Below are 12,388 nucleotides of genomic sequence, written 5' to 3'. Positions count from 1 at the left end.
AAAAAGAATAAAACTCAGTCTTGGGGGACTCAGCCCGGTAGAATACCGGACTGAGTATCAAAAAGCCGGTTAACTGAAACTGTCCAGGTTTTGGGGTTCAGTTCATGGCGCGTCTTATCAGGCTTACGTCGAGTCGAACCTCCCCGCCCCCGGAGGTTCTCATCCTCATGAGCTACAGATGCAAAAAAGCCTGCTCGTTGAGCAGGCTTTTCGAATTTGGTCGGTGATAGAGGATTCGAACCTCCGACCCCTTCGTCCCGAACGAAGTGCGCTACCAGGCTGCGCCAATCACCGAATGCGGGGCGCATCTTACTGCGCAGATACGCCCTCGTCAATCCCTTAATAGCAAAATGCCTTTTGATCGGCGAGAAAGTCAGCAGGCTTCTTAGTTAGCCGCTGCCTCTTTTGCCTGCGGGATGTGGCACCAGTTGTTGTTTTCGTTAATTCCACCATCCGGTGAAGTATAGCCAAGACACCCCATGATGGTGTCGTACAGCTCTACATGACGGCGTGGCACTTTCATGTCGGCTTCTTTTTTCAGCTGCGCAAATGCCTGCGCATTGACCGGATTTTCCAGATATTTATCCGACATCCAGACCATCATCGGCACACGGAACTGTTCCGGCGGTGCCAGTTCACGCGGCGTGCCGTGCAGGTGCTCGCGTTCATTAATTGACTCACCGTGGTCAGCTGCATAGAACACAATCGCTTTCTTATTGCGAACCTGATCAATCACGCTGGAAATAAAGTGATCCACATAGGTCACCGAGTTGTCGTATGAGTTGATCATCTGCGCTTTGGTACAGCCGCTATCAACACCAATACATTCCGGCTTCCACTGCGCAAAGCTGCGCGGGTAACGCTGGGTGTAGTTAAAGTGTGAGCCTTTGGTATGCAGAATGATCAGATGCTTACCATCCGGGTTGCGCCCCAGCGACTGCTGCATTTCGTCTACCAGCAACATATCATCTACCGGTTTGCCACGGTTACGTGGCTCCGCACCAATCTGCTCACGATAAGCAATGTTGTCCGCCATCGTATTGCTGTAGAACCACATTTCGCTTTGCATAGCGTAGAGATCAGAACTGAATCCTAACTGCTTCAATACCGCGAAAATGTTCTGTTCTTTTAATGTGCGCTGCGGATTATCTTCTGCTCCACCCTGACGTACAAACATGCAACGCAGTGAGAGTTTGGTTGCAGTATCACAGGAGTAACCACGGAACGCCGCCAGATTTTTCTCCTGAGCCAGTTTCGGTGTGGTATTGCGTTCATAGCCGAAAATGCCCATATGATCCCAGCGCGTGGTTTCACCAATAATGAAAACGACATATGTATCATCAACGTTTTGTGGAGCCTGGTACGTAAACTTCTTCGCAGGGTTAAGGAGAGAATTGTTATCGGAAGATTCATCGACCCGCGCCCAGGCATAAAGACCTAATGCCGAAAGCCAGTTTGATGGCAGATAAGAGTTCGCGACGACGCCGCCATAACTCGGCAAATCAACACCTGTCGCCCTCTCCACTTTCTTCTGCTGGATATCCAGCAAACGAATCGGTGCCCAAACCATAATACCTGCCAGTACGACGACCGCCAGGCTGCGAATACGCTGCCCTGGGGTTCGCAGTTGTCGGAGCAAGGTGTAACGACAGCGGTTATTCCAGATAAGGATAAGAGGCAACGCGCTTACGGCGATTAACCAGAGAATAAAGTTCAGACCAACAACTTCTTTTGACAGGTCGATATCGGTGGTCATGACGGATGCGATGATGCCATAACCAATGACTACATTAAGGAAGGTCATGTAATAGCTGGCACCTGCGGAAAAGAGCACCACCAGCGATGCCAGAATACGCCAGCTGCGGCGGCCAAACAGCGAAAGAAGACGTAGTAAAAAGAAGGTCACCAGTACGGTGGCGGCCAGTTCAACAACAGCAGAAATACCTTTCCAGACGGTAAAATCGTGCGCATAGCTGCCGAAGCGGCGGTAAAAAACCGCGCCATTCATAAAAAGGCCAATATAGATTGCAAGCAAAAAGCTCAGCTTCTGCTGTGTAATCGATTTGATGTATCTCATGCAAACAAACCCTGGACAAACAGGTGATAACACCCTGCTTAGTGGCTTTTCAGGCCCGGCAGGGGAAAAGTGCGGAGGTAGTCAGATAAGTAAAATCTACACGCGCGAATAAGTAGACCACAGCAAAGGGAAAAAGTGTGGGGAAAGAGTGTGCATGAAGCACAAATTTACAAAAATGCAAGTTTGAAAAGAGACTTTAGCGTTACAAAAAGCAGTAAAAAGGGCCAGTTAACTGGCCCAAATTTTACGCGTCATTGTTTATACATTGCGTTGAAGCGTTTGATTCACACTAAGGCTAAAGCCCAGTAGCTCGCGGCAGATGATTAAAGGGAGCCATGCGCCTCACGCAACATTTTCTGCTCTGGCTGACGAATCGTCGTAGAGAGCGCCAGTGACAGAATCAGCAGGGCGAAAATCACGTAGAAGGTCACATAGAAGCCGCCAAACAGTGAGGCGATAATCGACCCACAAATGCTGCCGATACCGAAACCGAGATAAATCACACCGTAGTTTTTCGCCAGGTTATTGAGGCCGAAGAACTCACTGACCAGTGACGGGAACACCGTGATAGTGCCGCCAAAGTTAAATGCCACGCAGGCAATCGCTGCAAAGAACGTCACTGCATTCAATGGTGCAAACAGCAGGGCCGCCATACCCACCAGCGATATCACCTGACCAATGGTGATAACACGGATACGGGCGATTTTGTCAGACAGAATGCCCAGCACCAGACGACCAGAAAGGTTGGCGATGGAAATAACCGTCACAGCATTGGCTGCGGAAATTGCATCAAGATGCGCCAAACTTTGAGCGATATCTTTCGCTACACCAATCACATACAGACCACTCATGCACGCAGTCAGGAACATAACCGCTAACATCCAGTACTGCGGTTTACGCATCGACTCTGCCAGGGTGTAGTCCTTCTCCACCACACCATTGCTGGTTTTCACTTCCTGCTTCGGCGCATCTTTCATTAACGTTGCGCCAAAGACAATCATCACCAGTACAATCGCGCCCCAAATAACAAAGGTTTTTTCCAGACCCACCGTTTCGAGCAGGTGCGTGTCGATAAATTTAAAACCCAGGCTGCCCAGACCATAAGAACCGATAGCAAAAGCAGAGATAAGTCCCTTACGCTCCGGAAACCACTTCACGCAGTTAGAGAGCGTCAGCAGGTAACCCGCGCCATCCGCCAGACCGACCAGCACACCGGCGCTTAACCACAGCATCATCAGGTTGTTGGAATGCGCGGTCAGGAAGAAGCCTAATCCCAGCAAAATGCCGGAAGCCATAGTGACGCGTTTAACGCCAAAACGTTCCTGCAATTTGCCCGCAACAGAAGATGAAATTGCCAGCCCCAGACTTAACAAGCCGAAAGAGAAAGCGACCTGGCTTACAGGAGCCCCCAGCTTGGCAGAAAGCGCACCGTTAAACAGACTCCAGGTATAAACTGACCCCAGAGCAAACTGGGTAATGATAGTACCGATGAGTGTCAGCCAGCGAGTACGCTGATAATTTGAAGGTGTCATGGCAGTATTCCTGCAGTAATAAAAAGGAAAAATCTCTGCTGACAACCATAACGAAGTGCGCTTTATGCCTGGGGAAAAACGGCATGAAATGCCATCAGAACGGAATGAAATGCCTTAGTTCAGGAATGAATGACGTGACAATTATTCACCAAATTTATTATTTTGTAAGTTAGCACCCACTATCGCCACAACTGTTGTTATTCAATGGTTTTAATTGTGACTGTTACGTTAAAATCTGGCACTAACCCCCATCGTATACAGATAGTCGCTATTGTTAGTGGTATTTTCTGCCTGAGATAGCGCCGCATAGGCAGCAATATTTTGATTGAGCAACATATCAGCGCCTACGGTGACATCCAGCCAGTTGCCGTTCTGGTTTGTCGCCGTCATCCGGCTCAGGCCTGATTGCGCCTTCCAGATATTCTCGCCAAATTGCTGGTTATAGCTGATTTGCGCCCAGGGTCGGAGATCGCCAAGCCGGGAGTCAACACGCCAGCCTAAAGTACTCACGCTGGCATGCCATAACGGATCGGTCAGCGTGGTAGTACTGTCGCCAAACTCGTTATATATCGAGGTGGTTGTGCCATCGTAATGTAATGCCGCGACCGGACCGGTTGTAACCTGTTGATATAAAGGAAAATTCCACCCCATACTCATACTACTGGTGACATCCACAGGGGTTTCTTCCGCCAGATTGACTTCCAGTCCCAGCGCCCTTTGGCTACTTTGAATACGTTGCGACAAAATATCGTTGTAATCAGGTTGATGATCGCTATCCCAGGTGTAACGCTCTGTGGAATGTCCGGGTTGCGTATCAACGATATATTCTTGTTGCCAGGCGTAAGCTGTGTTGAGAAAAAAGGCACTGATTACCACGCTCACCAGCAGGCTTAGCTGCCAGCGACCACCGCTTTTTTTTATGATCATTAACACGACTCCAGGGAAGAGCCGAATTCGGCAATATTATTGTCATTGTATGAAGGATATCGGGCATAGTAGCCCTGTATTAAATATTGACTTTTTCACCGATGCGTCAAGAAAAGCGGCTGAAATTTTTACGATCGGGTACATAGCGAGGGAAAGTATGGAACGTTGCGGCTGGGTGAGTCAGGACCCGCTTTATATTGCCTACCATGATAATGAATGGGGCGTGCCTGAAACTGACAGTAAAAAACTGTTCGAAATGATCTGCCTTGAAGGGCAGCAGGCTGGATTATCGTGGATCACCGTCCTCAAAAAACGCGAAAACTATCGCGCCAGCTTTCATCAGTTCGATCCGGTGAAGGTGGCAGCAATGCAGGAAGAGGATGTCGAAAGACTGGTACAGGACGCCGGGATTATCCGCCATCGCGGGAAAATTCAGGCAATTATTGGTAATGCGCGGGCGTACCTGCAAATGGAACAGAACGGCGAACCGTTTGCCGACTTTGTCTGGTCGTTTGTCAATCATCAACCACAGGTGACACAAGCCACAACGTTGAGCGAAATCCCTACATCTACGCCCGACTCCGACGCTCTATCTAAAGCCCTGAAAAAGCGTGGTTTTAAGTTTGTTGGTACCACAATCTGTTACTCCTTTATGCAGGCATGTGGGTTGGTGAATGATCATGTGGTTGGCTGCTGTTGCTATCCGGGAAATAAACCATGATTCGGGAAGCGCAACGTTCAGAACTCCCCGCGATCCTCGAACTGTGGCTGGAAAGTACAACCTGGGGGCATCCCTTTATAAAAGCGAATTACTGGCGTGATTGCATTCCGCTGGTGCGGGATGCCTATCTTGCCAACGCGCAAAACTGGGTCTGGGAAGAAGACGGTAAGCTTCTCGGTTTTGTCAGCATTATGGAAGGCCGATTTCTGGCAGCAATGTTTGTCGCACCGAAGGCCGTCAGACGCGGTATTGGTAAGGCGCTAATGCAGTATGTGCAGCAGCGCCATCCCCATCTGATGCTGGAGGTTTATCAAAAAAATCAACCGGCGATAGATTTTTACCATGCGCAGGGTTTTCACATTGTCGACTGCGCATGGCAAGATGAAACCCAACTACCCACCTGGATTATGAGCTGGCCGGTGGTTCAAACGCTGTAAGTGTCAGTTCCGGACCGTTGTATTTTTCCAGCCATGCCAGCGCCGTATTACCCGCACAGCCATTCCCCAGCCGCGAGCTGGGGAGATCTTTGGTCAGAACGTTCACCGCGCCGTTTTTACAAATGCCGTCAGCGGTTAAATCGAGATCCGGCCATGCCCCTTCGTGAATGCAAATCACGCCAGGTTTAATTCCCTCGCTAATGACTGCTCCGGCAAGGATCTGCCCACGGGAGTTCCACACCCGCACCATATCCCCTTCTGTTATGCCGCGCGCCAGAGCATCCTCAGGATGTATGGTAATGGGTTCGCGGTTTGCCACCGCGTACAGTTCGCGAAGTGAGCTGTAATTCAACTGACTGTGCAGGCGGTGCGCCGGATGGGCAGAAAGTACCTGCAACTGTTCTGGTTCGGCATTGCCCTGCCATTCGTCCGGCTCCAGCCACATTGGATGCCCAGGGCAATCCGGGTAACCGTAATCGGCAATACGCTGTGAGAAGATTTCAATCTTACCGCTGGCGGTTTTTAATGGATGCGCCTGCGGATCGCGGCAAAAATCAGCGAAGCGAATAAACCGCTCGCTGTCCGGGTTTTCCGGCATCTCAATTAACTGGTTGGCTTGCCAGAACTCATCAAATGGCGGCAATTCAACCTGCTGGCTTGCCCCGCGCTGCCGGGCAACGTTATAAAACGTTTCCAGCCATTGCAGCTCACTTTTTCCTTCCGTAAACCGCGCATAGCCGCCCTTCTGCCAACGTTCACTCAACTCGGCAAAAACATCAAAATCATTACGCGCTTCATAGCGTGGCGGCACCACTTGCTTCATCGGCACCAGATGCTGATTACTGTAATCGCCGGTCATGGTGAGATCATTACGCTCAAACGAGGTGGTCGCAGGCAGAACGATATCGGCGTGTTTTGCCGCCGCCGTCCAGAAACATTCGGAGATCACCACCAGTTCCGGTTTTTGCCAGGCACGGATCAGGCGATTGGTATCCTGATGATGAGTAAAGTTGGCGCCGCCCGCCCACCAGATAAAACGAATATCCGGGAAGTGGCGGTTCATGCCGTTATGTTGATACGCGCCGCCAGGGTTTTCCAGTGCTTCAACAATACGGGCTACGGGGATTTTATCTACCGCATCGGTGCCACCTGGCAAGCTGCCCTGCATAGATGAAAGCACCGCAGCGCGGCGCGTGGGGTTACCACCATTGGCAAAATGGTAAGAAAGACCAAAGCCCCCGCCAGGCGTGCCGATTTGCCCTAACATTGCTGCCAGGGTGACGATCATCCAGTGTTTTTGCTCACCAAACTGCTGGCGCTGCATTCCCCAGCCAGCCATCAGCATGGTGGTATTTTGCTGGAAAATAGCCGCTAGTTCGCGGATTTTCTCTGCGTTAACCCCACAAATCTCTGCCGCCCATTCGGCAGTTTTCGCTATTCCGTCACTCTCGCCCAGCAAATAAGAGGAGAAGACGTCATAACCTGTGGTGCAACGCGCCAGAAACGCTTCGTCGTGCCAGCCATTTTCCACCAGCGTATGGGCGATCCCCAGCATCAGAGCAACATCGGTGCCCATATGCGGTGCTACCCACTCCATTTTATCGCCAAAGAAATCGACGGTTTCCGATCGCATTGGATCAATGCAGATCAGCTTTTTCCCGCTGTCACGCAGTGCGGAAAAGTAAGAAAGCCCCTGCTCATCGGATGCATTCCACGCAATTTTCAGCGTATTGAGAGGGTTAGCACTCCACAACACCACGACATCGCTATGTTCCAGCACCAGCGGCCAACTGGTCTGCTGTTGATAAACTTCGCTGCCCCCCACGACATACGGCATGATCGCCTGTGCCGCGCCGGTCGAATAATCCCCCAGATGCCCGGTATATCCACCCGCCAGCGCCATATAGCGTTGTAATAATGTCGAGGCCTTATGCAGCACGCCGTTTGAACGCCAGCCGTAGGAACCCGCAAAAATCGATGCCGGACCATAAGCCTCACGAATGCGTTTATGTTGATGATGGATGAGATCCAGCGCCTCATCCCAACTCACACGAACAAATTCATCCTGCCCGCGAATGCCTTGCGGTTTTTCCGGTGACGCAAGAAAGCCTTTGCGCACCATTGGAAATCGTACCCGCGTATTGCTGTGAACCTGGTCGCGAACCGCGCTCTGCAAGGAGTTTTCCATTCCTGTGGCTAACGCGCCACGCGAGCTAAACACGGTTTCGCCGTCGGTTTCAACCAGCATGGGCCCCCAGTGGGCGGCAGTCAGAACGGAATATCGTGAGGATGAGTTGGCCAAACCGAAGACTCCTGAAAGGTTAGATGTATTGAGCAGTTAAATATTACTTACAAATTTCCGAGTATTCCCAGGAATAATCTTCATGTTCACGCGGCATAATCTCCCGCCACGGAACCCGTGGCAAAGAATAAAAAGGTTATTAAGGATTAACAATGAAGAAACGTGTTTATCTTATTGCCGCCGTAGTGAGTGGCGCTCTGGCGGTATCTGGCTGCACCACTAACCCTTACACAGGTGAACGCGAAGCAGGTAAATCTGCTATCGGTGCAGGTCTGGGCTCTCTCGTTGGCGCGGGTATTGGTGCGCTCTCTTCTTCGAAGAAAGATCGCGGTAAAGGCGCGCTGATTGGCGCAGCAGCGGGTGCAGCTCTGGGCGGCGGCGTTGGTTATTACATGGATGTGCAGGAAGCGAAGCTACGTGACAAAATGCGCGGCACTGGTGTTAGCGTAACCCGCAGCGGGGATAACATTATCCTCAATATGCCGAACAATGTAACCTTCGACAGCAGCAGCGCGACCCTGAAACCGGCAGGCGCTAACACCCTAACCGGCGTGGCAATGGTGCTGAAAGAGTATCCGAAAACGGCGGTTAACGTGATTGGTTATACCGACAGCACGGGTGGTCACGACCTGAACATGCGTCTCTCCCAGCAGCGTGCGGATTCCGTTGCCAGCGCGTTGATCACCCAGGGCGTGGACGCCAGCCGCATCCGTACTCAGGGCCTTGGCCCGGCTAACCCAATCGCCAGCAACAGCACCGCAGAAGGTAAGGCGCAAAACCGCCGTGTAGAAATTACCTTAAGCCCGCTGTAATCCCTTTCATGCCAGGTGATGCAAAAATCACCTGGCATTCTTCAGTTTTCCTTCATCATATTTCAGGCTAAGGTGATCGCCTTATCAGTGAATGGAGAGAAGCATGAAGCCGTCCGTTATCCTCTACAAAGCCTTACCTGATGATTTACTGCAACGCCTGCAAGAGCATTTCACCGTTCATCAGGTGGCAAACCTCAGCACACAAACCGTCGAACAAAATGCAGCAATTTTTGCCGACGCCGAAGGCTTGCTGGGTTCAAATGAAAACGTTGACGCCGCATTACTGGAAAAAATGCCAAAACTGCGGGCCACTTCAACGATCTCCGTAGGCTATGACAATTTTGATGTCGATGCCCTTAATGCTCGAAAAATCCTGCTGATGCACACGCCAACCGTATTAACGGAAACCGTCGCCGATACGCTGATGGCGTTAGTATTAGCTACCGCGCGTCGGATCGTAGAGGTAGCAGAACGGGTAAAAGCAGGTGAATGGACCGCGAGCATAGGCCCGGACTGGTACGGCACTGACGTTCACCATAAAACACTGGGCATTGTCGGGATGGGACGGATCGGCATGGCGCTGGCACAACGTGCGCACCTTGGCTTCAACATGCCCATCCTCTATAACGCGCGTCGCCACCATAAAGAAGCAGAAGAACGCTTCAACGCCCGCTACTGCGATTTGGATACTCTGTTACAAGAGTCAGATTTCGTTTGCCTGATCCTGCCGTTAACGGATGAGACGCATCATCTGTTTGGCGCAGAACAATTCGCCAAAATGAAATCCTCCGCCATTTTCATTAATGCCGGACGTGGCCCGGTGGTTGATGAAAATGCACTGATTGCTGCATTGAAGAAAGGGGAAATTCACGCCGCCGGGCTGGATGTCTTCGAACAAGAGCCACTGTCTGTAGATTCGCCGTTGCTCTCAATGGCCAACGTCGTCGCAGTACCGCATATTGGATCTGCCACCCATGAGACGCGTTATGGCATGGCCGCCTGTGCCGTGGATAATTTGATTGATGCGTTACAAGGAAAGGTTGAGAAGAACTGTGTGAATCCGCACGTCGCGGACTAAGCCGCGACTGCGTGGAGTAAAGCCCGATAATCGCTCGGGCTTTTACTCTTTATTGGGTTGCAGTAACTGCTGTAGTCCAGGCCTGATTAAACGCCTGATGCTGTGCCGGTAATGGCGCAATCAGTTTGTTATATTCACTTGCCTGCTGTGACGTCGGGAACTGGATGCCATTTGCGACAAAGCTCACCTGAGTACCTTGCTGAGCAATGTAGTCTCCAACCATCACCAGTTGTTGCGTGAAAGTTTGTGCCGCCGGAATCAACGGTTGCAATGCATCAGCTGGCGTCGTTACCACTTTGGTGAATGCCTGATCGAAAACCGGTTTCAGGTCATCGCTCTGTTTTAGCGCAGAGTGCGCAGCATCGGCCTGCAACTTCGCATTTTGCAGCTGTTGCGCCAGCACACCCAGAGAACCGTTCATTTCACGCAGTGGGCCGCTTTGCGTAACGTAATCCTGCGGTACGCGAATTGCGTTAACGCTGTCTACAACCGGGCGCAGACCGGAATCCATCGCCTGATTCACCTGCTGAGAATAACCATACAGAATCGCGTAATCAGAGACAAAAGGACCAAACTGTTTTTTCTGATCGGCAGTCAGGGTTGGTAGACGTTCACCGCTACGCATCACTGTATTCTGCAGGAAGTCGATAAACGCTTTACGCTGATCGCCTTCTTTATCAAAACACCCACTCAGGCTAACTACCATTAATAACGCCGCAAGAGGCGCAAACCAGCGAGAGCAGGACTTTCCTGTCGCCATTTTCTTACTCCTTTCACCCAAAAAAAGCGCACAACGACACACGCGTGTCTGACGTGACAAGGATAGTCCAGGACAGGCTTGCAGGATACCCTTTCTACGTAATCTTCCTGGTAAAATCATGGAGAAAATGAAACAAGGTTAATTTGTTGTTTCATTGTTAAAAAATGATAGTGCCGTTGCTTTTTTTGTAGCCAGAGATTTACGCCTTCGCAGAACGTTAGATTTTCGAAATCTTTACAAACCGGGAGTGGTAAGAGATATATCGGCATTTATCAGATCGTTAGGTGGCTATAAGTCACGCTAAATGACTGGCTGAATCGAATCATAGCCAGAGCATGCCCTGACTACACCCCGCTGTGTCTGTTTTTCCCGACTATTCTTAATGAGCTTCGATGCAATTCACGATCCCGCAGTGTGATTTGAGGAGTTTTCAATGGAATATAAAGATCCAATGCATGAGCTGTTGAGCAGCCTGGAACAGATTGTTTTTAAAGATGAAACGCAGAAAATTACCCTGACGCACAGAACAACGTCCTGTACCGAAATTGAGCAGTTACGAAAAGGGACAGGGTTAAAAATCGATGATTTCGCCCGGGTTTTGGGCGTATCAGTCGCCATGGTAAAGGAATGGGAATCCAGACGCGTGAAGCCTTCAAGTGCCGAACTAAAATTGATGCGTTTGATTCAAGCCAACCCGGCATTAAGTAAGCAGTTGATGGAATAGACTTTTATCCACTTTATTGCTGTTTACGGTCCTGATGACAGGACCGTTTTCCAACCGATTAATCATAAATATGAAAAATAATTGTTGCATCACCCGCCAATGCGTGGCTTAATGCACATCAACGGTTTGACGTACAGACCATTAAAGCAGTGTAGTAAGGCAAGTCCCTTCAAGAGTTATCGTTGATACCCCTCGTAGTGCACATTCCTTTAACGCTTCAAAATCTGTAAAGCACGCCATATCGCCGAAAGGCACACTTAATTATTAAAGGTAATACACTATGTCCGGTAAAATGACTGGTATCGTAAAATGGTTCAACGCTGACAAAGGCTTCGGCTTCATCACTCCTGACGATGGCTCTAAAGACGTGTTCGTACACTTCTCTGCTATCCAGAACGATGGTTACAAATCTCTGGACGAAGGTCAGAAAGTGTCCTTCACCATCGAAAGCGGCGCTAAAGGCCCGGCAGCTGGTAACGTAACCAGCCTGTAATCTCTGCTTAAAAGCACAGAATCTAAGATCCCTGCCAAATGGCGGGGATTTTTTTATTTGTTTATTCAGGAAATAAATAATCGTTCGCGTAATAAAATCTATTATTATTTTTGTGAAGAATAAATTTGGGTGCAATGAGAATGCGCAACGCCGTAAGAAAGGCGGGAATAACTTCCCGCCGAAGACGCTTACTCTTTCAATTTGCAGGCTAAAAACGCCGCCAGATCATAATTCTCCTGTTTAATATGCAATTCACACAGTGAATCTCTTATCATCCAGGTGAAAAATAAAATCGTGAAACAAATCACTATTAAAGAAAGTAATCTATATTTCTGCGGCATTCCCAGCCTCCTGTGTTGATTTCCAACGAGTAAGAGGCTAACCTTATGGTGTCTATGCATAGAGGGGCCTCACTTTGTACTGACCCCAGAAAGTTGGACAGTTAAACACGAGGCATATAGGTCTGATTCCGATATTCAATTGGAGTCAGACCTTTTAATTTCAGGCTAATTCTTCTGCTGTTGT

The 12,388-nt window shown here is 49.8% G+C and carries 14 protein-coding genes and 1 tRNA gene; 7 read left to right on the top strand and 8 right to left on the bottom strand.

Going from position 1 to position 12,388, the window contains the following annotated elements:
* Nucleotides 1–217: 217 nt before the first annotated feature.
* The 4 genes from ACJHX7_RS25680 to ACJHX7_RS25665 all read right to left on the bottom strand — a co-directional run bounded on the left by ACJHX7_RS25680 (nt 218) and on the right by ACJHX7_RS25665 (nt 4,536).
* A tRNA-Pro gene (locus ACJHX7_RS25680) sits at nt 218–294 on the bottom strand.
* A gap of 91 nt (nt 295–385) precedes the next feature.
* Complete coding sequence (gene eptB / locus ACJHX7_RS25675; protein WP_001269206.1) at nt 386–2,077, bottom strand: kdo(2)-lipid A phosphoethanolamine 7''-transferase; 1,692 nt, start codon at nt 2,075–2,077, stop codon at nt 386–388.
* A gap of 323 nt (nt 2,078–2,400) precedes the next feature.
* Entirely contained in the window at nt 2,401–3,609 is a 1,209-nt protein-coding gene (locus ACJHX7_RS25670) for an MFS transporter (protein ID WP_000189049.1), read from the bottom strand.
* Between the two features lie 228 nt (nt 3,610–3,837).
* On the bottom strand, nt 3,838–4,536 hold the full coding sequence (locus ACJHX7_RS25665; protein WP_094030573.1) for an autotransporter outer membrane beta-barrel domain-containing protein: 699 nt from the start codon (nt 4,534–4,536) through the stop codon (nt 3,838–3,840).
* A gap of 157 nt (nt 4,537–4,693) precedes the next feature.
* Here ACJHX7_RS25665 and tag point away from each other — a divergent pair, with 157 nt between their 5' ends.
* Both tag and ACJHX7_RS25655 read left to right on the top strand, forming a co-directional pair.
* On the top strand, nt 4,694–5,257 hold the full coding sequence (tag, locus tag ACJHX7_RS25660; protein WP_094030572.1) for a DNA-3-methyladenine glycosylase I: 564 nt from the start codon (nt 4,694–4,696) through the stop codon (nt 5,255–5,257).
* Nucleotides 5,254–5,694 (top strand): N-acetyltransferase, encoded by a 441-nt coding sequence (locus ACJHX7_RS25655; protein WP_000617470.1) that lies wholly within the window; start codon nt 5,254–5,256, stop codon nt 5,692–5,694. Before tag ends, ACJHX7_RS25655 begins: the two co-directional genes overlap by 4 nt.
* Here the strand turns inward: ACJHX7_RS25655 and bisC are convergent.
* The gene (bisC, locus tag ACJHX7_RS25650; RefSeq protein ID WP_094030571.1) at nt 5,663–7,996 is read right to left on the bottom strand and encodes a biotin sulfoxide reductase; all 2,334 of its coding nucleotides are present in this window, start codon (nt 7,994–7,996) and stop codon (nt 5,663–5,665) included. The two genes, ACJHX7_RS25655 and bisC, sit on opposite strands and share 32 nt — an antisense overlap.
* A gap of 152 nt (nt 7,997–8,148) precedes the next feature.
* Between bisC and ACJHX7_RS25645 the strand changes: the two genes are divergently transcribed.
* Both ACJHX7_RS25645 and ghrB read left to right on the top strand, forming a co-directional pair.
* Nucleotides 8,149–8,808 carry an OmpA family lipoprotein gene (locus tag ACJHX7_RS25645; RefSeq protein WP_000747625.1) on the top strand — a complete coding sequence of 220 codons (660 nt, stop codon included), beginning with the start codon at nt 8,149–8,151 and terminating at the stop codon, nt 8,806–8,808.
* A gap of 103 nt (nt 8,809–8,911) precedes the next feature.
* Nucleotides 8,912–9,886 carry a glyoxylate/hydroxypyruvate reductase GhrB gene (ghrB, locus tag ACJHX7_RS25640; RefSeq protein WP_094030570.1) on the top strand — a complete coding sequence of 325 codons (975 nt, stop codon included), beginning with the start codon at nt 8,912–8,914 and terminating at the stop codon, nt 9,884–9,886.
* A 49-nt stretch (nt 9,887–9,935) separates the two neighbouring features.
* Here ghrB and ACJHX7_RS25635 read toward each other — a convergent pair whose 3' ends face one another.
* The gene (locus ACJHX7_RS25635; protein WP_000190516.1) at nt 9,936–10,646 is read right to left on the bottom strand and encodes a DUF3053 domain-containing protein; all 711 of its coding nucleotides are present in this window, start codon (nt 10,644–10,646) and stop codon (nt 9,936–9,938) included.
* Between the two features lie 433 nt (nt 10,647–11,079).
* Between ACJHX7_RS25635 and ACJHX7_RS25630 the strand changes: the two genes are divergently transcribed.
* The 3 genes from ACJHX7_RS25630 (at nt 11,080) to ACJHX7_RS25620 (ending at nt 12,075) form a co-directional block, all read left to right on the top strand.
* Complete coding sequence (locus ACJHX7_RS25630) at nt 11,080–11,370, top strand: HTH-type transcriptional regulator (RefSeq protein ID WP_000455798.1); 291 nt, start codon at nt 11,080–11,082, stop codon at nt 11,368–11,370.
* Between the two features lie 280 nt (nt 11,371–11,650).
* On the top strand, nt 11,651–11,863 hold the full coding sequence (cspA, locus tag ACJHX7_RS25625; protein WP_000014594.1) for an RNA chaperone/antiterminator CspA: 213 nt from the start codon (nt 11,651–11,653) through the stop codon (nt 11,861–11,863).
* 140 nt (nt 11,864–12,003) lie between these two features.
* Nucleotides 12,004–12,075 (top strand): hypothetical protein, encoded by a 72-nt coding sequence (locus ACJHX7_RS25620; RefSeq protein ID WP_212734159.1) that lies wholly within the window; start codon nt 12,004–12,006, stop codon nt 12,073–12,075.
* Here the strand turns inward: ACJHX7_RS25620 and hokA are convergent.
* Together hokA and ACJHX7_RS25610 are read right to left on the bottom strand one after the other, a co-directional pair.
* Nucleotides 12,052–12,204, bottom strand: a complete 153-nt coding sequence (hokA, locus tag ACJHX7_RS25615) for a type I toxin-antitoxin system toxin HokA (RefSeq protein ID WP_094030569.1) — start codon at nt 12,202–12,204, stop codon at nt 12,052–12,054. The two genes, ACJHX7_RS25620 and hokA, sit on opposite strands and share 24 nt — an antisense overlap.
* Nucleotides 12,205–12,305: 101 nt before the next feature.
* Nucleotides 12,306–12,388: IS3 family transposase (locus ACJHX7_RS25610; protein WP_131728219.1), on the bottom strand; the 83-nt coding region annotated here is incomplete at its 5' end.

Source organism: Escherichia sp. WS1451 (assembly GCF_046487365.1).
GTDB lineage: Bacteria > Pseudomonadota > Gammaproteobacteria > Enterobacterales > Enterobacteriaceae > Escherichia > Escherichia coli.
The sequence above is the reverse complement of the archived record's forward strand: the minus strand, read 5'-3'. Positions and strand labels throughout refer to the sequence as shown.

Bases quoted from the DNA above. Each gene is read 5' to 3' on its own strand.
- ACJHX7_RS25665 (WP_094030573.1), bottom strand. From the start codon at position 4,536: ATGATCATAAAAAAAAGCGGTGGTCGCTGGCAGCTAAGCCTGCTGGTG.
- ACJHX7_RS25645 (WP_000747625.1), top strand. From the start codon at position 8,149: ATGAAGAAACGTGTTTATCTTATTGCCGCCGTAGTGAGTGGCGCTCTG.
- ACJHX7_RS25635 (WP_000190516.1), bottom strand. From the start codon at position 10,646: ATGGCGACAGGAAAGTCCTGCTCTCGCTGGTTTGCGCCTCTTGCGGCG.
- hokA (WP_094030569.1), bottom strand. From the start codon at position 12,204: ATGCCGCAGAAATATAGATTACTTTCTTTAATAGTGATTTGTTTCACG.
- ACJHX7_RS25655 (WP_000617470.1), top strand. From the start codon at position 5,254: ATGATTCGGGAAGCGCAACGTTCAGAACTCCCCGCGATCCTCGAACTG.
- cspA (WP_000014594.1), top strand. From the start codon at position 11,651: ATGTCCGGTAAAATGACTGGTATCGTAAAATGGTTCAACGCTGACAAA.
- eptB (WP_001269206.1), bottom strand. From the start codon at position 2,077: ATGAGATACATCAAATCGATTACACAGCAGAAGCTGAGCTTTTTGCTT.
- ACJHX7_RS25630 (WP_000455798.1), top strand. From the start codon at position 11,080: ATGGAATATAAAGATCCAATGCATGAGCTGTTGAGCAGCCTGGAACAG.
- tag (WP_094030572.1), top strand. From the start codon at position 4,694: ATGGAACGTTGCGGCTGGGTGAGTCAGGACCCGCTTTATATTGCCTAC.
- ghrB (WP_094030570.1), top strand. From the start codon at position 8,912: ATGAAGCCGTCCGTTATCCTCTACAAAGCCTTACCTGATGATTTACTG.
- ACJHX7_RS25670 (WP_000189049.1), bottom strand. From the start codon at position 3,609: ATGACACCTTCAAATTATCAGCGTACTCGCTGGCTGACACTCATCGGT.